Here is a 23,183-nt window from a genome sequence, read left to right on the forward strand (position 1 = left end):
TTCGATGTCGAAGCAGAACGGTTGATTGAGGGCTTCACGCCCCACGAAAGCAAGTACCTGAAGGTCAACAGATATGTCCTCCAGCGTGAGGGAAATATGAGTTGCGTTGGCGTCCAGCATGCCTTGAGTCCCTTCCGTGAAATAAGCAGGAAACAAATGGTGCAGGAATACTGCGAGGCCTTCAAGATAAGATCAATACAGGACTCTGTGGGACGCAAAGTAACGACAACATTTGGAGGTGGCAGAGGCGGCCCCACCCAAGCAGGATATCTGCAGCTTAATACGAATGAGCGTATCAAGAAAACGGTGGCCACCTAATCGCAGCGGGCTGCCGAGAAGCTCCCTCCCAGTATTCTGTACCCAAGAAGATACGTGTCAGGACTTGCGCAAGTATGTTCGACCCCGAGTAAGTCAAGTACGTCAATGAAGGGTCAACACGCGCTTGGCAGAGGGAGCCTAATGGCGGGAAGCGTTCCCACCAATCAAGAGTGGGCGCTGCAATGCGTCGTGCATGGCGAGCCAAAGTTTCACAACCCGGCTGGATCAGCTGTGGACCGCAAGGTGTTATGATCCTTTTCTCCAATGCCATTACGCCAACTTTACGCCAGACGAAAAAAAAGACCTTGAAAATCAAGGTCTTTCTTCAATTTGGTGGTGCCCCGAGGGAGAATCGAACTCCCACTTCTTTCGAAAACGGATTTTGAATCCGCCGCGTCTACCAATTCCGCCATCAGGGCTCAATGGCGGCGAAGTATAAGGATGAGTTTTCTGTTGGTCAACAGGGATTTACGCAGGTTTTTTACTAATGCCGTCAAACCGGATAAACTTCCCGGCCCTGCTAAACGAACCCGATCATGCGCGTCGCTGACTTTACCTTCGAACTTCCCGATTCCCTGATTGCTCGCCATCCACTGGCCGAGCGTCGCAGCAGTCGTCTGTTGACCCTCGAAGGGCCGACGGGCGTGCTGGCACATCGTCAATTCACCGATTTGCTCGAGCATTTGCGCCCGGGCGACTTGATGGTGTTCAACAATACCCGGGTCATTCCTGCACGCCTGTTCGGGCAGAAAGCCTCCGGCGGCAAGCTGGAGATTCTGGTCGAGCGCGTGCTGGACAGCCATCGTGTGCTGGCGCATGTGCGCTCGAGCAAGTCGCCCAAGCCTGGCTCGTCGATTCTGATCGATGGCGGTGGCGAGGCCGAGATGGTGGCGCGGCACGATGCGCTGTTCGAGCTGCGCTTTGCCGAAGAAGTGCTGCCGTTGCTGGAGCGTGTCGGCCATATGCCGTTGCCTCCTTATATAGACCGTCCGGATGAAGGCGCGGATCGCGAGCGCTATCAGACCGTTTACGCGCAGCGTGCCGGTGCGGTGGCTGCGCCGACTGCCGGCCTGCATTTCGATCAGCCGCTGCTCGAGGCGATTGCTGCCAAGGGCGTGGAAACCGCGTTCGTCACCCTGCATGTTGGCGCAGGGACGTTCCAGCCGGTGCGCGTCGAGCAGATCGAAGATCATCACATGCACAGCGAATGGCTGGAAGTCGGCCAGGACGTGGTCGACGCCGTCGCCGCGTGCCGTGCACGGGGCGGGCGGGTGATTGCCGTCGGGACCACCAGCGTGCGCTCGCTGGAGAGTGCCGCGCGTGATGGCGAACTAAAGCCGTTCAGTGGCGATACCGACATCTTCATCTATCCAGGCCGGCCGTTTCACGTCGTCGATGCCCTGGTGACCAATTTCCATTTGCCTGAATCCACGCTGTTGATGCTGGTTTCGGCGTTCGCCGGTTATCCCGAGACGATGGCGGCCTACGCGGCGGCCATCGAGCACGGCTACCGCTTCTTCAGTTACGGTGATGCGATGTTCATCACCCGCAATCCCGCGCCGACGGCCCCACAGGAATCGGCACCAGAGGATCACGCATGAGTCGCACCTGTCGTATGTCTTTCGAGTTGTTGGCCACCGATGGCAAGGCCCGTCGTGGTCGGCTGACCTTCCCGCGTGGTGTGGTGGAAACCCCGGCGTTCATGCCGGTGGGCACCTATGGCACGGTCAAGGGCATGCTGCCCCGTGATATCGAGGCGACCGGCGCGCAGATGATTCTGGGCAACACGTTTCACCTGTGGCTGCGTCCGGGTACCGAAGTCATCAAGGGCCACGGCGACCTGCACGATTTCATGCAGTGGAAGGGGCCGATTCTGACCGACTCCGGCGGCTTTCAGGTGTTCAGCCTGGGCGCCATGCGCAAGATCAAGGAGGAGGGCGTGACGTTCGCCTCGCCGGTTGATGGTGCCAAGGTGTTCATGGGGCCGGAAGAGTCCATGCAGGTCCAGCGTGATCTGGGTTCGGACGTTGTGATGATCTTCGACGAATGCACACCGTACCCGGCCGACGAAGAGGTGGCGCGTGTCTCCATGGAGCTGTCGCTGCGCTGGGCCAAGCGTTCCAAGATCGCCCACGGCGAAAACACCGCCGCGCTGTTCGGCATCGTTCAGGGTGGCATGCACGAGAACCTGCGCAAGCGCTCGCTGGAAGGCCTGGACGAAATCGGTTTCGACGGTCTGGCGATCGGCGGTCTGTCGGTGGGCGAACCCAAGCATGAGATGATCAAGGTGCTGGACTACCTGCCAGGCCTCATGCCGGCAGACAAACCTCGTTACCTGATGGGTGTAGGCAAGCCGGAAGATCTGGTCGAAGGTGTGCGCCGTGGCGTCGACATGTTCGACTGCGTGATGCCGACCCGCAACGCCCGCAACGGCCATCTGTTCACCGATACCGGTGTATTGAAAATCCGTAACGCGTTCCATCGCCACGACAATTCGCCGCTGGATCCGACCTGCGATTGCTACACCTGCCAGAACTTCTCGCGCGCTTATCTGCATCACCTGGACAAGTGCGGGGAAATGCTGGGGAGCATGCTCAATACAATCCACAATTTGCGGCACTACCAGCTGCTTATGGCTGGTTTGCGCGAGGCTATTCAACAGGGTACATTGGCCGCCTTCGTCGATGCCTTCTATGCCAAACGCGGCCTCCCAACGCCGCCTCTGGGTTGAAACAGAACGAGTTTTTCCTGCTTTTTATACTAATTATGTAACTGGAGCGACAAATGAGCTTTTTCATCTCTCCCGCTTTTGCGGATGCTGCTGCACCGGCTGCCGGTCCTGCGGGCAGTGGTTTCGAGTGGATCTTCCTGGTCGGCTTCCTGGTCATCTTCTACCTGATGATCTGGCGTCCACAGGCCAAGCGCGCCAAAGAGCAGAAAAACCTGCTGGGCAACCTGCAGAAAGGCGACGAAGTTGTCACCAGTGGCGGTATCGCGGGCAAGATCAACAAAGTGACCGATGACTTCGTGGTTATCGAAGTGTCTGACACCGTTGAGCTGAAAATCCAGAAGGGCGCCATCGCGGCCACTCTGCCTAAAGGCACCCTGAAAGCGATCTGAGCAACAACTTTTTACCCATCGACGGGGCGCGCAAGGCGCCCCGCGTTTTAAGCGGGCGGCGTGATGCTGAACAAATACCCTCTGTGGAAATACGTACTGATCCTGGCGGTGCTGGTGGTCGGTTTTATTTATTCCGCACCCAATCTCTACCCTGATGATTCTGCCATCCAGATCAGCGGCGCAAGCACTGCGCTGCAAGTCAATCAGGCGGACGTGGATCGTGCAGCCAAGGCGCTTGCCGATGCCGGCATCTCGGTCAAGGCTTCTTCTCTGGCCGAGAATGGCAAGGGCGGTTTGTTGCGTCTGAGCAAGCAGGAAGACCAGTTGCCAGCCAAGGATGTCGTGCGCAAGGCGTTGGGTGACGACTATGTCGTTGCACTGAACCTGGCGCGTACCACGCCGACCTGGTTGCGTAACCTGGGTGCAAGCCCGATGAAGCTTGGTCTCGACCTGTCCGGCGGTGTGCACTTCCTGCTGGAAGTCGACATGGACAAGGCGATCGATGCACGTCTGAAAGTCTACGAAGGCGAAGTCAAATCCCTGTTGCGCAAAGAAAAGGTGCGTTATCGCAGCCTGCCGCAGCTGGGCAATGTGATTCAGCTGGGCTTCACCGACGATGCAGAGCGTGAGCAGGCGCGTGCCTTGGTACGCAAGACCTTTACCGATTTCGAAATCACGCCTGCCGAGCTGAACGGTATCCCGGTGCTGCGCATGGCGTTGACGCCGGCCAAGCTGGCCGAGATTCGCGAATACTCGATCAAGCAGAACCTGACTACCGTGCGTAACCGGGTCAACGAGCTGGGTGTTGCCGAGCCGCTGGTTCAGCGCCAGGGTGCCAACCGCATCGTGGTCGAGTTGCCGGGTGTGCAGGACACGGCCGAAGCCAAGCGTATTCTGGGCAAGACCGCCAACCTCGAATTCCGTCTGGGTGCAGGCCCGGATGATTCGAAAGGCACCACCGAGATGTTCGAATTCCGCGAAGGCGGTCGTCCGGCAGCGGCAGTGGAGCGTGGTCTGATCATTACCGGTGACCAGGTGACTGACGCCAAGGCCAGCTTCGACGAGCATGGCCGTCCACAGGTGAACATCAACCTCGATGGTCACGGTGGCGAACTGATGAGCCGTGCAACCCGCAGCAATGTGGGCCGCAGCATGGCGGTGATCTTCATCGAACAGCGTCCGACCACCACCTACACCAAACAGATGGTCAACGGCGTCGAGAAAGACGTGCCGGTGCAGACCTTCAAGGAAGACAAGAAAATCATCAGCCTGGCGACCATTCAGTCGCCACTGGGCAGTCAGTTCCGGATTACCGGTCTGAACGGTCAGGGTGAATCTTCCGAGCTGGCGCTGCTGTTGCGTGCCGGTGGTCTGGCAGCACCGATGTACTTCGCTGAAGAGCGCACCATCGGTCCTAGCCTGGGTGCCGACAACATCACCAAGGGTATCGACGCATCCCTGTGGGGCATGCTGTTCGTCTCGCTGTTCATCATGGCGATCTACCGCTTCTTCGGTCTTATCGCGACCGTGGCACTGGCCCTGAACATGGTCATGCTGCTGGCACTGATGTCCTTGCTGGGGGCCACACTGACCCTGCCGGGTATCGCCGGTATCGTGTTGACCATGGGTATGGCGGTGGACGCCAACGTGCTGATCTTCTCGCGGATTCGTGAAGAGATCGCCAACGGCATGACGGTTCAGCGTGCTATCAACGAAGGTTTCGATCGTGCCTACACGGCGATCCTCGACGCCAACCTGACGACGCTGCTGGTCGGCGGCATTCTCTTTGCGATGGGCACCGGCCCGGTCAAAGGGTTTGCGGTGACCATGTCGCTCGGGATCTTTACCTCGATGTTCACGGCCATCATGGTGACCCGCGCTATGGTCAACCTGATCTACGGCGGTCGTGACTTCAAGAAGTTGTGGATTTAAGGGGCTGCCATGTTACGTACCATCAACTTCATGGGCGTTCGCAATGTTGCGTTCGCCATCACGATGCTCCTTACCGCACTGGCGTTGTTCAGCTGGTTCCATAAAGGGCTCAACTTTGGTCTGGACTTCACCGGCGGTACGCTCATCGAGCTGACCTACGAACGTCCCGCCGACCTCGGCAAGGTCCGTCAGGAGCTGGTTTCGGCGGGCTATCACGAAGCCGTTGTACAAAGCTTTGGCGCCACCACTGACTTGCTGGTGCGCATGCCGGGTGAAGACCCGCAGCTGGGCACTCAGGTTGCCGAAGCGCTGCGCAAGGCTGGTGCCGATAACCCGGCAGTGGTCAAGCGTGTCGAGTTCGTCGGCCCGCAGGTCGGTGAAGAGCTGCGCGATCAGGGCGGCCTCGGCATGCTGATGGCGCTGGGCGGTGTTCTGATCTACCTGGCATTCCGCTTCCAGTGGAAATTCGCAGTCGGGGCGATCATCTCGCTGATCCACGACGTGGTGGTGACGATGGGTATCCTGTCGTTCTTCCAGATCACCTTCGACCTGACGGTGCTGGCGGCAGTGCTGGCGATCATCGGTTACTCGCTGAACGACACCATCGTGGTCTTCGACCGGGTACGCGAAAACTTCCGCCTGCTGCGCAAGGCTTCGCTGATCGAGAACATCAACATCTCCACCACGCAGACACTGCTGCGCACCATTGCTACCTCGGTTTCAACCCTGTTGGCGATCGTGGCATTGTGGGTGTTTGGCGGCGACAGCCTGGAAGGCTTCTCCATCGCGTTGTTCATCGGTGTACTGGCGGGTACCTACTCGTCCATCTACATCGCCAACGTGGTGCTGATCTGGCTGAACCTGACCACCGAGGATCTGATTCCTCCAGTGGTCGTCGAGAAGGCTGACGACCTGCCGTAGGTCCGGCCATCATAAAAAAGGCGCGAGTGCTGAACTCGCGCCTTTTTTTATGCTCCAAGGCTAGGCATTGCGCAGCCATGCTGCGTTTCGATTGGTCAGGAGGTTCAAGTGAACAAGTCTATGCTTGTTGGTGCTGTGTTAGGTGCTGCTGTCGTGACTGCTGGCGGCGCCGTTGCCACCTATAGCTTGGTCAAGGGTGGTCCTGAGTATGCGGATGTATTGGCGGTAGAGCCGATCAATCAGCAGATCAAAACCCCCCGTGAAGTTTGCAAGGACGTAACCGTTACCCGTCAGGCGCCGGTCAAGGACCAGCATCAGATCGTCGGTAGCGTAATTGGCGCGGTTGCCGGTGGCTTGCTGGGTAACCAGATCGGTGGCGGCAACGGCAAGAAGATCGCTACAGTCGCGGGCGCGGTAGGTGGTGGTTATGCGGGTAACAAGGTTCAGGAAGGCATGCAGGAGCGTGATACCTACACCACTACGCAGAACCGCTGCACGACGGTCAACGATGTGAGCGACAAGGTTGTGGGCTACAACGTCAAATACAAGTTGAACGAGAAGGTGGGTCAGGTTCGTATGGAGCGTGATCCGGGTAGCCAGATTCCGGTCGACAAGAACGGTCAGCTGATATTGGGTCAGGCGCAGTAACGCCAGCCGCTGGGCTTCACAAGACATAAAAAAACCGGCTTGCGCCGGTTTTTTTATGCCTGCAGCTTAACGCTTGAGCGAAGCTGGCAGGTGCGGTGCGATCGCGGTCAGTACCGCCTTGAAGCACTTGGTGTTGCCGGCAACGATGTGGCCTTTCTCGAGGAAGTCGTGACCACCGGTGAAATCGCTGACCAGACCGCCTGCTTCCTGAATCAGCAGGGCGCCTGCGGCCATGTCCCACTCGGACAGGCCCGACTCCCAGAATGCATCGAAGCGACCGGCAGCGACATAAGCCAGGTCGAGGCTTGCAGCACCTGCACGGCGAATGCCGGCGGTCTGGCCTACCAGGCTGCGGAACATGCCCAGGTAGTTCTCGATGTTGTCCATCTGGTTGTCACGAAACGGGAAGCCGGTGCCGAGCAGGGCGCCTTCCAGGCTCTTGCGCTGGCTGACGCGCAGACGGCGACCGTTCAGGGCTGCGCCACGACCACGGCTTGCGGTGAATTCTTCCTGGCGGACCGGGTCAAGAACCACGGCGTGCTCGAGGCGGCCGCGGTATTTGCAGGCGATGCTGACGGCAAAGTGCGGGATGCCGCGAACGAAGTTGGTGGTGCCGTCCAGTGGGTCGATGATCCACAGGTAGTCGGTGCCTTCGCCGCTGCCTTCGTGCAGGCCGCTTTCTTCGCCGAGAATGCCGTGAGTCGGGTAGGCCTTGCGCAGCGCGGTGATGATGCTTTGCTCGGCAGCGCGGTCGATCTCTGTGACGTAGTCTTTGGCTTCTTTTTCGTCAACCTTGATGGTATCCAGGCGCTCGATGGAGCGGAAAATCAATTCGCTGGCGCTGCGGGCGGCGCGCAGCGCGATATTCAGCATGGGCTGCATGGATAATTCACCTAAGGTTGTTAAAGAGAGCCGGGCATTCTATGGGCTGAATCGAATTATTTCCAGCCTTGCGTTGTTACGGTTGTCGGGTTCGTGTGTGTTTTTTTGCGTCCGGCGCGGTCGCTTCTGCGGTTGCGCTCCTCACAGCTTCATAGCGTTAGCCGAGACGTTTCTGTAAGATTTGCCCCCCTAATTCGTATCAGTGAGCGTTCGCTTTGTTGCAGAACATTCGTGTTGTCCTGGTCGGCACTACCCATCCCGGAAATATCGGCGGGGCTGCTCGCGCCATGAAAAACATGGGGCTTTCGCGTCTGGTGCTGGTCGATCCGCGCATTTTCCCTTCGCCCGATGCCGATGCACGTGCGTCCGGGGCTACCGACATTCTCGAGGGCGCGCAGGTGGTGGCGACCCTTGAAGAAGCGCTGGTCGGCTGCCGTCTGGTGCTGGGCACCAGCGCGCGGGATCGAAGCCTGCCGTGGCCTATGCTGGACCCGCGTGCCTCGGGTGAAAAAGTCATCGAGCAGGCCGGCGAGGGTGCCGAAGTGGCGCTGGTGTTCGGTCGCGAACATGCGGGGCTGACCAACGAAGAGCTGCAGCGCTGCCACTTTCATGTGCACATCCCGTCAGACCCTGCGTTCAGCTCGCTCAATCTGGCGGCTGCCGTACAGGTGCTCAGTTATGAGGTGCGCGTGGCCTGGCTGGCTGCCACGGAGCAGGGCGAGGCTTCCAGGCCTGCGTCGGCGCACAATGCCGAGCTGGCGACGATGGACGAAATGGAAGGTTTCTACGCCCATCTTGAGACCACGCTTGTGGCCATCGGCTTTCTTGATCCGGAAAAGCCACGGCATCTGATGGCCCGGCTGCGCAGGTTGTACGGGCGTAGCGAAGTCGAGCGATCCGAGCTGAGTATCCTGCGCGGTGTGCTCACCGAAACCCAGAAAGCCGCACGTGGTGAACCCTACAAGCGAAAGGATCAGTAATGTTCGAGCGTCTGCGAGAAGACATTCAAAGCGTGTTTCACCGCGATCCTGCGGCGCGCAACGCCTTTGAAGTCCTGACCTGCTATCCGGGGATGCACGCCATCTGGCTGCACCGCTTCGCCCATATTCTGTGGCGCAACGGCTGGAAGTGGCCGGCGCGGGTGGTGTCGAACTTCGGCCGCTGGATGACCGGTATCGAGATCCATCCAGGTGCGCGTATAGGTCGCCGTTTTTTCATCGATCACGGCATGGGCATCGTGATCGGTGAAACCGCCGAGATCGGCAATGACGTCACCCTCTATCAGGGCGTGACCCTGGGCGGCACCAGCTGGAATGCCGGCAAGCGCCATCCGACGCTGGAAGACGGTGTAGTGGTCGGGGCGGGGGCCAAGGTGCTCGGGCCATTCACGGTGGGGGCGGGCGCCAAGATCGGCTCCAACGCAGTGGTCACCAAGGCTGTGCCTGCGGGCGCAACCGCAGTGGGCATCCCGGGGCGGATCATCGTCAAGTCGGACGACGAGGTTGAGGCCAGGCGCAAAGCCATGGCCGAGAAGCTCGGCTTTGATGCCTACGGTGTCAGTGCAGATATGCCTGATCCGGTCGCGCGCGCCATTGGCCAGTTGCTTGACCATCTGCAGGCTGTCGACGGTCGTCTTGAAGGCATGTGCGATGCGCTCGGCAGGCTTGGCAGCGACTACCGCGCCAAGGAGCTGCCGGAGTTGCGCGACGAGGTTTTCGACTGCGTCAAGGACTGCCAGGAAGGCAAGGTCGGCTAGCATTCACGACGGGCAGGGTGCGTGCCATTGCGCCGCACCTTTGCTATGATGCAGCCCGCACTTTTTGCTAATCCCGACTGTTTTGCTTGGTCTAATAGTTGACTCTTTTACTCGGGAATAGCATACTCGCTCTCATTCCGAACCTCTGCGGTATACGCCATGCGACTGACTACTAAAGGCCGATACGCTGTAACAGCCATGCTTGACTTGGCGTTACATGCGCAGAACGGGCCAGTGTCTCTGGCCGACATCTCCGAGCGGCAGGGTATTTCCCTGTCCTACCTCGAGCAGCTGTTCGCCAAGCTGCGTCGCGGCAATCTGGTTTCCAGTGTTCGTGGTCCGGGTGGTGGTTATCAGCTGTCGCGCGACATGAAAGGCATCCAGGTTGCTCAGGTTGTCGATGCAGTCAATGAATCGGTTGATGCCACGCGGTGTCAGGGTCTGGGCGATTGCCACGCAGGCGATACCTGCCTGACCCACCACCTGTGGTGCGACCTGAGCCAGCAGATTCACGAATTTCTAAGCGGTATCAGCTTGGCGGATCTTGTCACTCGCCGTGAGGTACAAGAAGTCGCTCAGCGCCAGGATATGCGCCGTGGTCATAACCACATGTCGCAACTGGGTAAGATCGAAACGTCCGCCGTCGAATGAACGCAGATGAATGAGCGGTGCGCCTGCCTGATAGGAGAGCTTCAATGAAATTGCCAATTTACCTCGACTACTCCGCGACGACCCCGGTCGATCCGCGTGTCGCGCAGAAAATGATCGATTGCCTGACCGTCGAAGGAAACTTCGGTAACCCGGCCTCGCGCTCCCACGTCTTTGGCTGGAAAGCCGAAGAAGCGGTCGAGAATGCACGTCGTCAGGTCGCCGACCTGGTCAGCGCCGATCCGCGCGAAATCGTCTGGACCTCGGGTGCTACCGAATCCAACAACCTGGCTATCAAGGGTGTTGCGCATTTCTACGCCAGCAAAGGCAAGCACCTGATCACCTCCAAGGTTGAACACAAGGCTGTCCTCGACACCACTCGCCAGCTGGAACGCGAAGGTTTCGAAGTGACCTACATCGAGCCAGGTGAAGACGGTCTGATCACGCCTTCGATGATTGAAGCGGCACTGCGCGACGACACCATTCTGGTTTCGATCATGCATGTGAACAACGAGATCGGCACCATCAACGATATCGCCGCGATCGGTGAACTGACCCGTTCGCGTGGTGTGCTGTTCCACGTCGATGGCGCGCAGTCGACCGGCAAGGTTGAAATCGATCTGGCCAGCCTCAAGGTTGACCTGATGTCGTTCTCTGCACACAAGACCTACGGCCCTAAAGGCATTGGCGCACTCTACGTCAGCCGCAAGCCACGTGTTCGCCTTGAAGCGACCATGCACGGCGGTGGTCACGAGCGCGGCATGCGTTCCGGCACCCTGGCGACTCACCAGATCGTCGGCATGGGCGAAGCATTCCGTATCGCCAAAGAAGAAATGGCTGCTGAAAACGTGCGCATCAAGGCACTCAGCGATCGTTTCTTCAAGCAGGTCGAAAATCTGGAAGAGCTGTACGTCAACGGCAGCCTGACTGCCCGCGTACCGCACAACCTGAACCTGAGCTTCAACTACGTCGAAGGCGAGTCGCTGATCATGGCACTCAAGGACCTGGCGGTATCGTCCGGTTCGGCCTGTACCTCGGCGTCGCTTGAGCCTTCGTACGTGCTGCGTGCCCTGGGTCGCAACGATGAGCTGGCACATAGCTCGATTCGTTTCACCTTCGGCCGCTTCAGCACCGAAGAAGAAATCGATTACGCCGCGCAGAAGGTTTGCGAGGCTGTTACCCGGCTGCGCACACTGTCGCCGCTGTGGGACATGTTCAAAGACGGCGTCGACATTTCCAAGATCGAGTGGGCGGCGCACTAATTTAAAGTCGCCTCCAAGACAGGTCATTGGCAATTGCGCGTGACCTGCAGAGCGGCTCCCTGATGTGAGAGGAATAGAATCATGGCTTACAGCGAAAAGGTCATCGACCACTACGAAAATCCACGTAACGTCGGCAAGATGAACGCGGAAGATCCTGATGTGGGCACCGGCATGGTCGGCGCTCCTGCGTGCGGCGACGTGATGCGCCTGCAGATCAAGGTCAACGAGCAGGGCGTTATCGAAGACGCCAAGTTCAAGACCTACGGCTGCGGTTCGGCCATTGCGTCCAGCTCCCTGGCGACCGAGTGGATGAAAGGCAAGACTCTGGATGAAGCAGAGACCATCAAGAACACTCAGCTGGCTGAAGAGCTGGCACTGCCGCCAGTGAAGATTCACTGTTCGGTACTCGCTGAAGACGCCATCAAGGCAGCCGTTCGCGATTACAAGCAGAAGAAAGGTTTGCTGTAAGCAGGCTTTTCTACAGAAGCTTGCGACAGAGTTAACTGCAACAGGCTAATGCAACAGGCTAAGGAGTTCCGATGGCTATCAGCATGACAGAAGCTGCCGCTAACCACGTACGACGTTCCCTCGAGGGGCGCGGCAAGGGTGACGGCGTTCGTCTGGGTGTTCGCACCACAGGCTGTTCAGGTCTTGCCTATGTGCTCGAGTTCGTCGATGAGGCGGCCAGCGAAGACACCGTGTTTGAACTGCACGGCGTCAAGGTGATCATTGACCCGAAGAGTCTGGTCTATCTGGATGGCACCGAACTCGACTTCGTGCGCGAAGGGTTGAACGAAGGCTTCAAGTTCAACAATCCCAACTCGCGCGGTGAGTGCGGCTGTGGCGAAAGCTTCAACGTCTGAGGCTTTTATTGTGGGTACTCCCTGTCACTTCGCCCTGTTCGACCTCAAGCCGGAGTTTCAGCTTGATCTTGACCAGCTGGCCACACGCTACCGTGAGCTTGCGCGCAACGTGCATCCGGATCGTTTTGCGGATGCTCCCGAGCGTGAGCAGCGTGTGGCGCTGGAGCGCTCGGCCAGTCTCAACGAGGCCTATCAGACCCTGAAAAGCCCGCCGAAAAGGGCGCGTTATCTGCTGGCCATGAACGGCAACGAAGTGCCGCTCGAAGTCACGGTGCATGATCCCGAGTTTCTTCTGCAGCAGATGCAATTGCGCGAAGACCTCGAGGACTTGCAGGACGAGGCTGATCTGGCCGGCGTTGCGACCTTCAAGCGGCAGCTCAAGATCGCTCAGGACGAACTGAACCAGAGCTTCGCAGCCTGTTGGAATGATGCTGCACAACGCGAGCACGCTGAAAAGCTGATGCGGCGTATGCAGTTTCTCGACAAGCTCTCTCACGAAGTGCGCCAGTTAGAAGAGCGCCTCGACGATTAACCCCGCGCGGCTTCTGCCGCGCGCCAGTGATTATTCTGAACAGCATGGCTTTACTGCAGATCGCCGAACCCGGCCTGAGTCCTCAACCGCACCAGCGTCGTCTGGCTGTGGGTATCGACCTGGGCACTACCAATTCTCTGGTCGCTGCAGTACGCAGCGGCCTGTCCGAACCGCTGGCCGATGCAGAGGGGCAGGTCATTCTGCCGTCTGCCGTGCGCTATCACGCTGATCGTGTCGAAGTAGGGCAGTCAGCGAAGATCGCCGCCTCCCAGGATCCGTTCAATACCGTTCTTTCGGTCAAGCGTCTCATGGGTCGTGGTCTGACCGACGTCAAGCAACTGGGCGAGCAACTGCCGTACCGGTTTGTTGGCGGTGAGTCGCACATGCCGTTCATCGACACCGTACAGGGGCCGAAAAGCCCGGTCGAAGTGTCTGCCGACATCCTCAAGGTCCTGCGTCAGCGCGCAGAAGCCTCTCTGGGTGGCGAGCTGGTAGGCGCGGTGATCACCGTTCCGGCTTACTTCGATGACGCTCAGCGTCAGGCGACCAAGGACGCGGCCAGACTGGCGGGCCTGAACGTACTGCGTTTGCTCAATGAGCCTACGGCTGCGGCGGTCGCCTACGGCCTGGATCAAAAGGCCGAAGGCGTGGTTGCCATCTACGACCTGGGCGGCGGGACCTTCGATATCTCGATCCTGCGCCTGACCGGTGGTGTGTTTGAGGTACTGGCCACAGGCGGCGATACCGCTCTGGGCGGCGATGACTTCGATCATGCGATAGCCAACTGGATTGTCACGGATGCCGGTCTGTCTGCCGATATTGACCCTTCCGCGCAGCGCAGCCTGCTGCAGGCCGCCTGCTCGGCCAAGGAAGCGCTGACTGACGCCGAGTCTGTCGAGGTCGCCTACGGTGAGTGGCGCGGCACGCTGACGCGCGAGGCGCTCAATGCGCTGATCGAACCTATGATTGCGCGCAGCCTCAAGGCCTGCCGCCGAGCAGTGCGTGACACCGGCATCGAGCTTGAAGAAGTCGAGGCGGTGGTCATGGTCGGCGGTTCGACCCGTGTTCCACGCGTGCGCGAAGCGGTGGCCGAGCTGTTCGGTCGTCAGCCGCTGACCGAGATCGACCCGGATCAGGTGGTGGCCATCGGGGCTGCGATCCAGGCCGATACGCTGGCCGGCAACAAGCGCGACGGTGGCGAACTGCTGCTCCTCGATGTGATTCCGCTCTCGCTGGGGCTGGAAACCATGGGTGGGCTGATGGAGAAAGTCATTCCGCGCAACACCACCATTCCTGTGGCGCGTGGTCAGGAATTCACCACGTACAAGGATGGCCAGACGGCCATGAAGATTCATGTCCTGCAGGGCGAGCGTGAATTGATCAGCGACTGTCGTTCGCTGGCGCGCTTCGAACTGCGTGGCATCCCGCCGATGGTCGCGGGTGCGGCAAAGATTCGTGTCACCTTCCAGGTCGATGCAGACGGTCTGCTCAGCGTTTCGGCGCGTGAAATGGGCTCGGGTATCGAGTCGAGCATTCAGGTCAAGCCGTCCTACGGGCTGACCGATGACGAGGTCACTCGCATGCTCAAGGACTCCTTCGAGTATGCCGGCGACGACAAGGTCGCTCGTGTGCTGCGTGAGCATCAGGTTGATGCCGAGCGCCTGCTCGAAGCTGTTCAGGGTGCCCTGGATGCCGATGGCGAGCGTCTTCTCGACGAAGAAGAGCGCCTGGTCATCAACCTGCAGATGGACGAACTCCGTGAACTGATGCAAGGCACCGATGGTTATGCCATCGAGCAGCAGACCAAGCGTCTGTCGCAGGTGACCGATGCATTTGCTGCCCGACGCCTCGATTCGACGGTAAAAGCCGCACTGGCCGGGCGCAACTTGAATGAAATTGAGGAATAACTGATGCCGCAGGTGATTTTTCTGCCCCACGCCGAGCATTGCCCGGACGGGCTGGTTGTAGAAGTGGAGCCCGGCACGTCTATTCTCGAGATTGCCCACGAGCACCACATCGAGATTGAAAGCGCCTGTGGTGGCGTGTGTGCCTGCACCACCTGCCATTGCGTCATTCGCGAAGGGTTCAATTCGCTGAATGAAGCCGATGAGCTTGAAGAAGACATGCTCGACAAGGCGTGGGGGCTGGAGCCGCAGTCGCGTCTGTCCTGTCAGGCCATTGTCGGCAACGAAGACCTCACGGTCGAAATACCCAAGTATTCGCTCAACCACGCCGCTGAAGCGCCGCACTGATTCAAGGATTGCTCATGAGTCTCAAATGGGTTGATGTGCAGGAAATCGCCATCCAGCTGGCTGAAAGCCACCCGGAAGTAAATCCGCTCACCGTGAGCTTCCCCAGGTTACGTGGTCTGGTCATGGCCTTGCCTGAGTTCGATGACCATCCGGACCGTAGCGGGGAAAAGGTCCTGGAAGCGATCCAGACATTGTGGATCGAAGAGCTGGATTGACGTTCAGTAACGCGCGCAGTTAGGCAATACACCAGAACCCGCGTATAATTCGCGGGTTTAATTTTTCGCTTCAATCACTGCTTCTGGAGTTTCACCATGGCTGTTCAACGTACTTTCTCCATCATCAAGCCTGACGCCGTTGCCAAGAACGTAATCGGCGAGATCACCACTCGTTTCGAAAAAGCCGGTCTGCGCGTTGTCGCTTCCAAGCTGAAGCAACTGTCCAAGGCCGAAGCTGAAGGTTTCTACGCTGAGCACAGCGCTCGCGGTTTCTTCGGCGACCTGGTTGCTTTCATGATCTCCGGTCCGGTTGTCGTTCAGGTTCTGGAAGGTGAAAACGCTATCGCTCTGAACCGTGAGCTGATGGGCGCTACCAACCCTAAAGAAGCAGCTGCCGGCACCATCCGTGCTGATTTCGCTGATTCCATCGACGCCAACGCTGTTCACGGCTCCGATTCCGAAGCAGCCGCCGCTCGCGAAATCTCGTACTTCTTCGCAGCTACCGAAGTAACCGCTCGCTAAGTCATTTTTGACTGACGAGTGAAGGGTGAATTCATGATTGCATCGACTGGTAAAACCAACCTGCTGGGGCTGACTCAACAGGAAATGGAGAAATTCTTCGACTCTATCGGGGAGAAGCGCTTCCGTGCCGGTCAGGTCATGAAGTGGATTCACCACTTCGGCGTCGACGATTTCGACGCAATGACGAACGTCAGCAAGGCCCTGCGCGAAAAGCTCAAGGCCTGTGCTGAAGTTCGCGGTCCTGAAGTGGTCAGCGAGGACATCTCCAGCGACGGCACCCGTAAGTGGGTGGTGCGCGTAGAGTCCGGCAGCTGTGTCGAGACCGTCTATATTCCGCAGGGCAAGCGCGGCACCTTGTGTGTTTCGTCCCAGGCGGGCTGTGCTCTGGATTGCAGTTTCTGCTCCACGGGCAAGCAAGGCTTCAACAGCAACCTCACCGCCGCCGAAGTCATCGGTCAGGTGTGGATTGCCAACAAATCCTTTGGCAGCGTCCCGGCGACCGTCGACCGTGCCATCACCAACGTGGTGATGATGGGCATGGGTGAGCCGCTGCTGAACTTCGACAATGTCATTGCCGCCATGCATCTGATGATGGATGACCTGGGGTATGGCATTTCCAAACGCCGGGTGACCTTGTCCACTTCCGGTGTGGTACCGATGATCGATGAGCTTTCCAAGCACATCGACGTATCCCTGGCCTTGTCGCTGCACGCACCTAACGATGCGCTGCGCAACCAGCTGGTGCCGCTCAACAAGAAATACCCGTTGAAAGTGCTTCTCGAGTCCTGCCGTCGCTACATGTCCAGTCTGGGCGAAAAACGTGTGCTCACCATAGAGTACACCATGCTCAAGGACATCAACGACAAGGTAGAGCACGCGGTCGAGATGATCGAACTGCTCAAGGACACGCCTTGCAAGATCAACCTGATCCCGTTCAACCCGTTTCCGCACTCCGGTTACGAGCGTCCCAGCAATAACGCAATCCGTCGTTTTCAGGACCTGTTGCATCAGGCAGGTTATAACGTCACTGTGCGCACCACGCGTGGTGAAGACATCGATGCTGCATGCGGCCAATTGGTCGGGCAGGTGATGGACCGCACACGTCGTAGCGAACGCTATATAGCCGTGCGTGAGTTGAGCGCCGAGGCCGATGCGGCCCCTGTCGCGGTGACTCGAACCTGACTGCGAACCTGATCGAGAGAGACTCCATGCCTGTGCGTGCCTCGCTGCTGCTCTGTGTTGTCGTTTTGCTGACAGCGTGCGTGTCCACCGGCAACGTCAACCCGCTGACGACGGCCCAGGGGCGCGAGGAAGCGCGCAAGGCTTACGTGCAACTGGGGCTGGGTTATTTTCAGCAGGGCCAGACCGAGCGAGCCAAGGTTCCGCTGAAAAAGGCGCTTGAACTCGACAGTTCCGATGCGCAGGCCAACGCCGCGCTGGCCCTGGTGTTCCAGACAGAGATGGAGCCGGAGCTGGCAGAGCAGTACTTTCGCAAGGCGTTGGCCGCCAGCAATAACGAAACACGTATCGTCAACAATTACGGCAGTTTTCTGTTCGAACAAAAGCGTTACAAGGAAGCCTACGAGCGTTTTGAACAGGCGGCTGCCGACAACCTGTATCCTGAGCGGTCACGGGTTTTTGAAAGCCTGGGCATGACCTCGCTGAAACTGGGCAACCGCGAGCAGGCTCGCGAGCATTTTACCAAGGCATTGCGCCTGGACCGTCAGTTGCCGTTATCCTTGCTGGAAATGGCTCAGCTGTCCTACGAAGACAAGCAATATGTGCCGGCGCGTGACTATTACGACCGTTTTAGCCAACTCAGCGAGCAAAATGCACGTAGTCTATTGCTCGGTACACGGCTGGCGAAGATATATGATGATCGTAACAAGGCGGCCAGCTTTGGCCTGCTGTTGAAAAGACTCTATCCCGGTACGCCGGAATATCAGCAATACCTGTCGGAGCAATGATGAAAGCGGCGCATCCCGAAGTTGTAGCAACCAATCGCGTGAATCCTGGAGAAACCCTGCGCCAGGCCCGCGAGAGCAGGAGCTGGTCGCTGCCAGATGTGGCCTTGAGACTCAATCTCACCGTGACCTCCCTGACCAATCTGGAGAACGGCCAGTTTGAAAAGCTGCCTGGGCATACGTTTGCCCGGGGCTACGTGCGTGCCTACGCCAAACTGCTTGAGCTTGATCAGGCGGCGCTGGTCGAACAGTTCGACCAGTTCACCGGCACTGACGGTAAGGGCAGTTCGGTTCATGCGCTGGGCCGTATCGAAGAGCCGGTCAGGCTGTCGCACAACATTCTGCGTATCGTCAGCCTGCTGTTGCTGGTGATCCTGGTCGGCGGCGGTTTCTTCTGGTGGCAGGATCAGGCGACCTTGCGCGGCAAGGATCAGTCCGGGCTGAACATGGAGCACGTCGAAGTCGAAAGCGCTGACGGCACCACGCAGATTCACCCGCTCGACGAGCCGGAAGAGCCTGCTGTGGCTGAAACGCCTGCCTCCGGACAAACTTCCTTGCCGTTGAATACCGGTGCGCCTGCCAGTGAGGCGCCAGCTGCTGCGCCTGCGGCCCCGGCTTCCAGCGTCACAGGTCACGCAACCGCACAACCACAGACACCTGCTGCCGCTACGCCACCGGCGAGCGCGCCTCAAGCCCCCGTTGCTGCGCCGAACGTGCCGTCGATGCCGACTGCACCTGCCGAGCAGCCAGCGCCTGTCGTGGCGGGTGCCGGTCAGGTGACCGTACAGTTCGTTGCCGACTGCTGGACCCAGGTCACTGACGGGAACGGCAAGGTGCTGGTCAGCGGCCTCAAGCGCAAGGGCGAGAGCCTGGATGTCAACGGCAAGCCGCCGTTGACCCTGCGTCTGGGTTACGCGCGCGGTGCGCAGGTCAGCTACAACGGTCAGCCTGTGGATGTAGCACCTTTTACCAGCGGCGAAACTGCTCGCCTGAAGCTAGGGCAATAAGTCATGCACGGCGAATCTCCAATCAAGCGTCGCGAATCCCGGAAAATATGGGTCGGTTCCGTACCGGTCGGCGGTGATGCGCCGATCGCGGTGCAGAGCATGACCAACAGTGATACCAACGATGTCGCCGCTACCGTGGCACAGATCAATCGTCTCGAAGCGGCAGGTGTCGACATCGTGCGTGTTTCGGTGCCGGACATGGACGCTGCCGAAGCATTCGGCCGCATCAAGCAACTGGTCAAGGTGCCGCTGGTCGCCGACATTCACTTCGATCACCGCATCGCCTTGCGTGTGGCGGAGCTGGGCGTCGACTGTCTGCGCATCAACCCGGGCAACATCGGTCGTGAAGACCGTGTGCGAGCGGTGGTCGATGCTGCGCGTGATCGCGGCATCCCTATCCGCATCGGCGTCAATGCCGGTTCGCTGGAAAAAGATCTGCAGAAGAAGTACGGCGAGCCTACGCCAGAGGCCCTGGTAGAGTCTGCGCTGCGCCATGTCGAGCACCTGGAACGCCTGAACTTTCAGGACTTCAAGGTCAGCGTCAAGGCTTCCGATGTGTTCATGGCGGTCGCTGCCTATCGGCTGCTGGCCAAAGAGATCGTTCAGCCGCTGCACCTGGGCATCACCGAAGCCGGTGGCTTGCGTTCGGGTACGGTGAAATCGGCTGTCGGTCTCGGTATGCTGCTTGCCGAAGGAATTGGCGATACTATCCGCATCTCGCTGGCGGCTGACCCGGTCGAGGAAGTGAAGGTCGGGTACGACATTCTCAAATCATTGCGCCTTCGTTCGCGTGGAATCAACTTCATCGCCTGCCCGAGCTGCTCGCGGCAGAACTTCGATGTGGTCAAGACCATGAACGAGCTGGAAGGTCGACTCGAGGATTTGCTGGTTCCGCTTGATGTCGCGGTTATCGGTTGTGTGGTCAATGGTCCGGGCGAAGCCAAAGAGGCGCATATCGGACTGACCGGTGGCACGCCGAACCTGATCTACATCGACGGCAAACCCGCGCAGAAACTGACCAATGACAATCTCGTGAATGAGCTGGAACGCTTGATTCGCGAGAAAGCGGCTGAAAAAGCCGAAGCCGACGCCTCGGTCATCGTGCGCGGCTAACCCGGATTGCTAAGGATTTTCTGTGAGTAAGTCTCTACAAGCCATTCGTGGCATGAACGACATCCTGCCCGAGCAGACGCCGCTGTGGCGTCACTTCGAAGGCACTGTTGCCCGTCTGCTGGATAACTACGGTTACCGGCAGATTCGTATGCCTATCGTCGAATTCACCGAGCTATTCAAGCGCTCCATCGGTGAAGTGACCGATATCGTCGAGAAAGAGATGTACACCTTCGCCGACCGTAACGGCGACTCTCTGACCCTGCGCCCTGAAGGCACTGCCGCGTGCGTGCGTGCGGTCCTCGAGCACGGCATCACTGGCGGCGGCCAGGTTCAGAAACTGTGGTACATCGGTCCGATGTTCCGTCACGAGCGTCCACAGAAAGGCCGTTATCGTCAGTTTCACCAGATCGGTGTCGAGGTTTTCAACCTCGACGGTCCGGATATCGACGCCGAACTGATCGTCATGACCTGGCGCCTGTGGGGCCTGCTGGGCATTCGCAACGCCGTCAAGCTCGAGCTGAACAGCCTGGGCACCAGCGAGGCGCGTGCGCGTTATCGTGAGGCGCTGGTCGAATACCTCTCGGCACGTCTCGACCAACTGGACGAAGACAGCCAGCGCCGCCTGAAAACCAACCCGCTGCGCGTGCTGGACACCAAGCATCCTGAAACCCAGGCTGTGCTGGTCGATGCGCCGAAGCTGGCGGACTACCTGGATGACGAATCCCGCGTTCACTTCGAAGGCCTGAAGGCCCGTCTGGACGCCGCCGGCATTCCTTATGTGATCAATCCCAAGCTGGTGCGTGGCCTGGATTACTACAGCAAGACCGTTTTCGAATGGGTCACCGATCAGCTCGGTGCCCAGGGTACGGTCTGTGCGGGCGGTCGTTACGACGGTCTGGTCGAGCAGATGGGCGGCAAGCCTACTGCGGGCGTCGGTTTCGCGATGGGCATCGAGCGACTGGTTCTGCTGCTCGAAACCCTTGAGCAGGTGCCGGAAGAAATTGCCCGTCAGGTCGATGTCTACCTGTGCGCATTCGGCGAAGCGGCCGAGCTGGCTGCGCTGGCACTGACCGAAAAGGTCCGTGATCAGTTGCCGACCCTGCGCTTGCAGGTCAACGCCGGTGCCGGCAGCTTCAAGAGCCAGTTCAAGAAAGCCGACAAGAGCGGTGCGCTGTACGCGCTGATCCTCGGCGAAGAAGAGCTGGCGGCGAAGGTCATTGGCGTCAAACCCCTGCGTGGCCAGGGTGAACAACAAAATATTGCCTGGGATGCTCTGTCAGAGCACCTGGCCTCCTGCGTCGTGCAGGGTTGAAGCTGATTTAACAGCCGTTTAGCGAATAGGAGTATTGGGGTGTCGGGTACCGAAGATGAAGAGCTGGCGGTAATGAAGGACTGGTGGCAGCGCAACGGCAAACCTCTGTTGGCCGGCGGTCTGCTGGCGCTGGTCGTGGTTCTGGGTTGGCAGTTCTGGCACAGGTATCAGGCCAGCCAGTCGCAAGGCGCCTCGATGCTTTATCAGCAATTGCTGGAAACCGCACTGACGCCCAGTGGCCAGGCAGACACCGCACGTGTCGCCGAGATCTCCGGCAAACTGAAAAGCGAATTCGGTGGCACTACCTACGCACAGTTCGGTAGCCTGTTCGTCGCCAAGGTGGCGGTCGATGCCGGCAAGCTGGATGATGCTGCAGCCGAGCTGAAACCCGTGGCCGACAAACCTGCCAACGACACGCTGGGCGAGATCGCCCGTCAGCGTCTGGCACGCGTGCTGGCTGCGCAGAACAAGACCGATGACGCGCTGAAGCTGCTCGACGGCGATGCCGACAAGGCTTTCCTCGCCAGTCGTGAAGAACTCAAGGGTGACCTGCTGGTACAGCTGGGTCGTACCGACGAGGCGTATGCTGCATACCAAAAGGCCAAATCTGCTCTGTCCGAAGACGCAGCAGTGGGTGGCCTGCAAATGAAGCTCGACGATCTGGCGAAAGGGGATGCGTGACGTGATTCGTTGGAAACATGCAGCATTGCTGGCTCTGGCCATTCTGGCCGCGGGTTGCAGCAGCAACAGCAAAAAGGAATTGCCTCCGGCCGAGCTGACCGACTTCAAAGAAGAAGTGGTTTTGCACAAGCAGTGGAGCCGTTCCGTTGGCGACGGTCAGGGCAAGACTTACAACATGCTCGTGCCGGCCATTGATGGCGACCGCATCTATGCGGCTGACGTCACGGGCGAAGTCGTGTCGCTGGACCGTCTGACCGGCGACGTGATCTGGAAGAAAGATCTCGATCTGCCCGTTTCCGGTGCAGTCGGTGTGGGTTATGGCCTGGTGATGATCGGCACCCTCAAGGGTGAAGTGATTGCCATGGATGCCACGTCCGGTGAGGAAAAGTGGCGCGCTCGTGTCACCAGCGAAGTGCTGGCGCCGCCTGCCACCAACGGTTCTGTGGTCGTTGTCCAGACTCAGGATGACCGCATCGTCGGTTTCGACGCTTCGACCGGTTCGCAGCTCTGGATCTACGAAAGTACTCCAGCGGTGCTGACCCTGCGCGGCACTGGTGCTCCGCTGGCAACCAACCGTCTTGCCGTAGCGGGTCTGTCGACCGGCAAGGTCGTCGCGCTGGACATCACCAACGGCGTGCCGGTCTGGGAACAGCGCGTTGCCATCCCGCAAGGTCGCTCGGAACTGGATCGTGTCGTCGATATCGACGGCGGCCTGTTGCTGTCCGGCGGTACGCTGTACGTCGCTACCTATCAGGGTCGCGTCGCCGGTCTCGATCTGGAAAGCGGTCGTGTGCTCTGGCAGCGTGATGCTTCGAGCTACTCGGGTGTCGCCCAGGGCTTTGGCAGCGTCTATGCCACTCTGGCCTCCGGTACTGTCGAAGGTATCGACGAGCGTTCGTCCTCTGCTCTGTGGAGCAACGAATCACTGGCTCGCCGCCAGCTCGGCGCGCCGGAAGTGTATTCCAGCTACGTAGCGGTCGGTGACATGGAAGGCTACCTGCACCTGTTGAGCCAGGTGGACGGTCGTTTTGTCGGTCGCGAACGTATCGACAGCGACGGCCTGCGTGCGCGTCCGCTGGTGGTTGGGGACATGATTTACGTGTATGGCAACAGCGGCAAACTGGAAGCCCTGACCATCAAGCAATAAGTGTCCATGCCCGGGGCCAATGGCCTCGGGTGCCCTTGCTTCGGCAAGGCTGCGGTGCCTTTGTGGCATCGCCCCGAACTCCGGCCGC

The 23,183-nt window shown here is 59.2% G+C and carries 25 protein-coding genes and 1 tRNA gene; 24 read left to right on the forward strand and 2 right to left on the reverse strand.

Features of this window, described 5'->3' with window-relative positions:
- Positions 1 to 652 precede the first annotated feature (652 nt).
- Positions 653 to 737: transfer RNA gene (locus tag P406_RS15505), tRNA-Leu, on the reverse strand.
- 117 nt (positions 738 to 854) lie between these two features.
- Between P406_RS15505 and queA the strand changes: the two genes are divergently transcribed.
- From queA to P406_RS15535, 6 genes are all read left to right on the forward strand, one after another.
- Positions 855 to 1,919: a tRNA preQ1(34) S-adenosylmethionine ribosyltransferase-isomerase QueA gene (gene queA, locus P406_RS15510; protein WP_046236676.1), complete on the forward strand. Its 1,065-nt coding sequence runs from the start codon at positions 855 to 857 to the stop codon at positions 1,917 to 1,919.
- Positions 1,920 to 1,933: 14 nt separating this feature from the next.
- Entirely contained in the window at positions 1,934 to 3,049 is a 1,116-nt protein-coding gene (gene tgt / locus P406_RS15515) for a tRNA guanosine(34) transglycosylase Tgt (RefSeq protein WP_162234455.1), read from the forward strand.
- A 53-nt stretch (positions 3,050 to 3,102) separates the two neighbouring features.
- Positions 3,103 to 3,438, forward strand: a complete 336-nt coding sequence (yajC, locus tag P406_RS15520; protein ID WP_002552468.1) for a preprotein translocase subunit YajC — start codon at positions 3,103 to 3,105, stop codon at positions 3,436 to 3,438.
- Positions 3,439 to 3,501: 63 nt separating this feature from the next.
- Positions 3,502 to 5,370 carry a protein translocase subunit SecD gene (gene secD, locus P406_RS15525; RefSeq protein ID WP_003409102.1) on the forward strand — a complete coding sequence of 623 codons (1,869 nt, stop codon included), beginning with the start codon at positions 3,502 to 3,504 and terminating at the stop codon, positions 5,368 to 5,370.
- Between the two features lie 9 nt (positions 5,371 to 5,379).
- Positions 5,380 to 6,291, forward strand: coding sequence for a protein translocase subunit SecF (gene secF, locus P406_RS15530; protein WP_003314165.1), 912 nt, complete (start codon positions 5,380 to 5,382; stop codon positions 6,289 to 6,291).
- A gap of 108 nt (positions 6,292 to 6,399) precedes the next feature.
- Positions 6,400 to 6,939, forward strand: coding sequence for a glycine zipper 2TM domain-containing protein (locus P406_RS15535; RefSeq protein WP_002552471.1), 540 nt, complete (start codon positions 6,400 to 6,402; stop codon positions 6,937 to 6,939).
- Positions 6,940 to 7,005: 66 nt separating this feature from the next.
- On the opposite strand, the gene suhB is transcribed toward P406_RS15535, so the two are convergent.
- Positions 7,006 to 7,821 carry a type III secretion system regulator SuhB gene (suhB, locus tag P406_RS15540; protein ID WP_003314166.1) on the reverse strand — a complete coding sequence of 272 codons (816 nt, stop codon included), beginning with the start codon at positions 7,819 to 7,821 and terminating at the stop codon, positions 7,006 to 7,008.
- Between the two features lie 215 nt (positions 7,822 to 8,036).
- Between suhB and trmJ the strand changes: the two genes are divergently transcribed.
- The 18 genes from trmJ to bamB all read left to right on the forward strand — a co-directional run bounded on the left by trmJ (position 8,037) and on the right by bamB (position 23,095).
- Entirely contained in the window at positions 8,037 to 8,801 is a 765-nt protein-coding gene (gene trmJ / locus P406_RS15545) for a tRNA (cytosine(32)/uridine(32)-2'-O)-methyltransferase TrmJ (RefSeq protein WP_046236677.1), read from the forward strand.
- Positions 8,801 to 9,577, forward strand: coding sequence for a serine O-acetyltransferase (cysE, locus tag P406_RS15550; protein WP_003365098.1), 777 nt, complete (start codon positions 8,801 to 8,803; stop codon positions 9,575 to 9,577). Before trmJ ends, cysE begins: the two co-directional genes overlap by 1 nt.
- Before the next feature lie 159 nt (positions 9,578 to 9,736).
- A complete protein-coding gene (iscR, locus tag P406_RS15555; protein WP_002552474.1) occupies positions 9,737 to 10,228 on the forward strand; it encodes a Fe-S cluster assembly transcriptional regulator IscR in 492 nt (163 codons plus the stop codon).
- 44 nt (positions 10,229 to 10,272) lie between these two features.
- Positions 10,273 to 11,487 carry an IscS subfamily cysteine desulfurase gene (locus P406_RS15560; RefSeq protein WP_003409112.1) on the forward strand — a complete coding sequence of 405 codons (1,215 nt, stop codon included), beginning with the start codon at positions 10,273 to 10,275 and terminating at the stop codon, positions 11,485 to 11,487.
- Positions 11,488 to 11,568: 81 nt separating this feature from the next.
- A complete protein-coding gene (gene iscU, locus P406_RS15565; protein WP_002552476.1) occupies positions 11,569 to 11,955 on the forward strand; it encodes a Fe-S cluster assembly scaffold IscU in 387 nt (128 codons plus the stop codon).
- Between the two features lie 71 nt (positions 11,956 to 12,026).
- A complete protein-coding gene (iscA, locus tag P406_RS15570; RefSeq protein ID WP_003314173.1) occupies positions 12,027 to 12,350 on the forward strand; it encodes an iron-sulfur cluster assembly protein IscA in 324 nt (107 codons plus the stop codon).
- A 10-nt stretch (positions 12,351 to 12,360) separates the two neighbouring features.
- Positions 12,361 to 12,882, forward strand: coding sequence for a co-chaperone HscB (hscB, locus tag P406_RS15575; RefSeq protein WP_003339753.1), 522 nt, complete (start codon positions 12,361 to 12,363; stop codon positions 12,880 to 12,882).
- A 44-nt stretch (positions 12,883 to 12,926) separates the two neighbouring features.
- A complete protein-coding gene (gene hscA / locus P406_RS15580; RefSeq protein WP_046236765.1) occupies positions 12,927 to 14,789 on the forward strand; it encodes a Fe-S protein assembly chaperone HscA in 1,863 nt (620 codons plus the stop codon).
- 3 nt (positions 14,790 to 14,792) lie between these two features.
- Positions 14,793 to 15,134, forward strand: coding sequence for an ISC system 2Fe-2S type ferredoxin (gene fdx, locus P406_RS15585; RefSeq protein ID WP_003409114.1), 342 nt, complete (start codon positions 14,793 to 14,795; stop codon positions 15,132 to 15,134).
- 14 nt (positions 15,135 to 15,148) lie between these two features.
- Positions 15,149 to 15,349: a Fe-S cluster assembly protein IscX gene (gene iscX, locus P406_RS15590; protein WP_003415412.1), complete on the forward strand. Its 201-nt coding sequence runs from the start codon at positions 15,149 to 15,151 to the stop codon at positions 15,347 to 15,349.
- 96 nt (positions 15,350 to 15,445) lie between these two features.
- Entirely contained in the window at positions 15,446 to 15,871 is a 426-nt protein-coding gene (ndk, locus tag P406_RS15595) for a nucleoside-diphosphate kinase (RefSeq protein WP_002552482.1), read from the forward strand.
- A gap of 33 nt (positions 15,872 to 15,904) precedes the next feature.
- Positions 15,905 to 17,053 carry a dual-specificity RNA methyltransferase RlmN gene (rlmN, locus tag P406_RS15600; protein WP_003314177.1) on the forward strand — a complete coding sequence of 383 codons (1,149 nt, stop codon included), beginning with the start codon at positions 15,905 to 15,907 and terminating at the stop codon, positions 17,051 to 17,053.
- Positions 17,054 to 17,079: 26 nt separating this feature from the next.
- Positions 17,080 to 17,838: a type IV pilus biogenesis/stability protein PilW gene (pilW, locus tag P406_RS15605; protein ID WP_003409116.1), complete on the forward strand. Its 759-nt coding sequence runs from the start codon at positions 17,080 to 17,082 to the stop codon at positions 17,836 to 17,838.
- Positions 17,838 to 18,842 carry a RodZ domain-containing protein gene (locus P406_RS15610; protein WP_003339745.1) on the forward strand — a complete coding sequence of 335 codons (1,005 nt, stop codon included), beginning with the start codon at positions 17,838 to 17,840 and terminating at the stop codon, positions 18,840 to 18,842. Before pilW ends, P406_RS15610 begins: the two co-directional genes overlap by 1 nt.
- Before the next feature lie 3 nt (positions 18,843 to 18,845).
- Positions 18,846 to 19,955, forward strand: coding sequence for a flavodoxin-dependent (E)-4-hydroxy-3-methylbut-2-enyl-diphosphate synthase (gene ispG / locus P406_RS15615; protein WP_003339743.1), 1,110 nt, complete (start codon positions 18,846 to 18,848; stop codon positions 19,953 to 19,955).
- Positions 19,956 to 19,977: 22 nt separating this feature from the next.
- Positions 19,978 to 21,267 carry a histidine--tRNA ligase gene (gene hisS / locus P406_RS15620; protein WP_003409119.1) on the forward strand — a complete coding sequence of 430 codons (1,290 nt, stop codon included), beginning with the start codon at positions 19,978 to 19,980 and terminating at the stop codon, positions 21,265 to 21,267.
- A gap of 39 nt (positions 21,268 to 21,306) precedes the next feature.
- Entirely contained in the window at positions 21,307 to 21,948 is a 642-nt protein-coding gene (locus P406_RS15625; protein ID WP_046236678.1) for a tetratricopeptide repeat protein, read from the forward strand.
- Positions 21,941 to 23,095 carry an outer membrane protein assembly factor BamB gene (gene bamB / locus P406_RS15630; RefSeq protein ID WP_003409122.1) on the forward strand — a complete coding sequence of 385 codons (1,155 nt, stop codon included), beginning with the start codon at positions 21,941 to 21,943 and terminating at the stop codon, positions 23,093 to 23,095. Before P406_RS15625 ends, bamB begins: the two co-directional genes overlap by 8 nt.
- Positions 23,096 to 23,183 lie beyond the last annotated feature (88 nt).

Source organism: Pseudomonas syringae pv. coryli str. NCPPB 4273 (assembly GCF_000972175.1).
GTDB classification, from domain to species: Bacteria; Pseudomonadota; Gammaproteobacteria; order Pseudomonadales; family Pseudomonadaceae; genus Aquipseudomonas; species Aquipseudomonas syringae.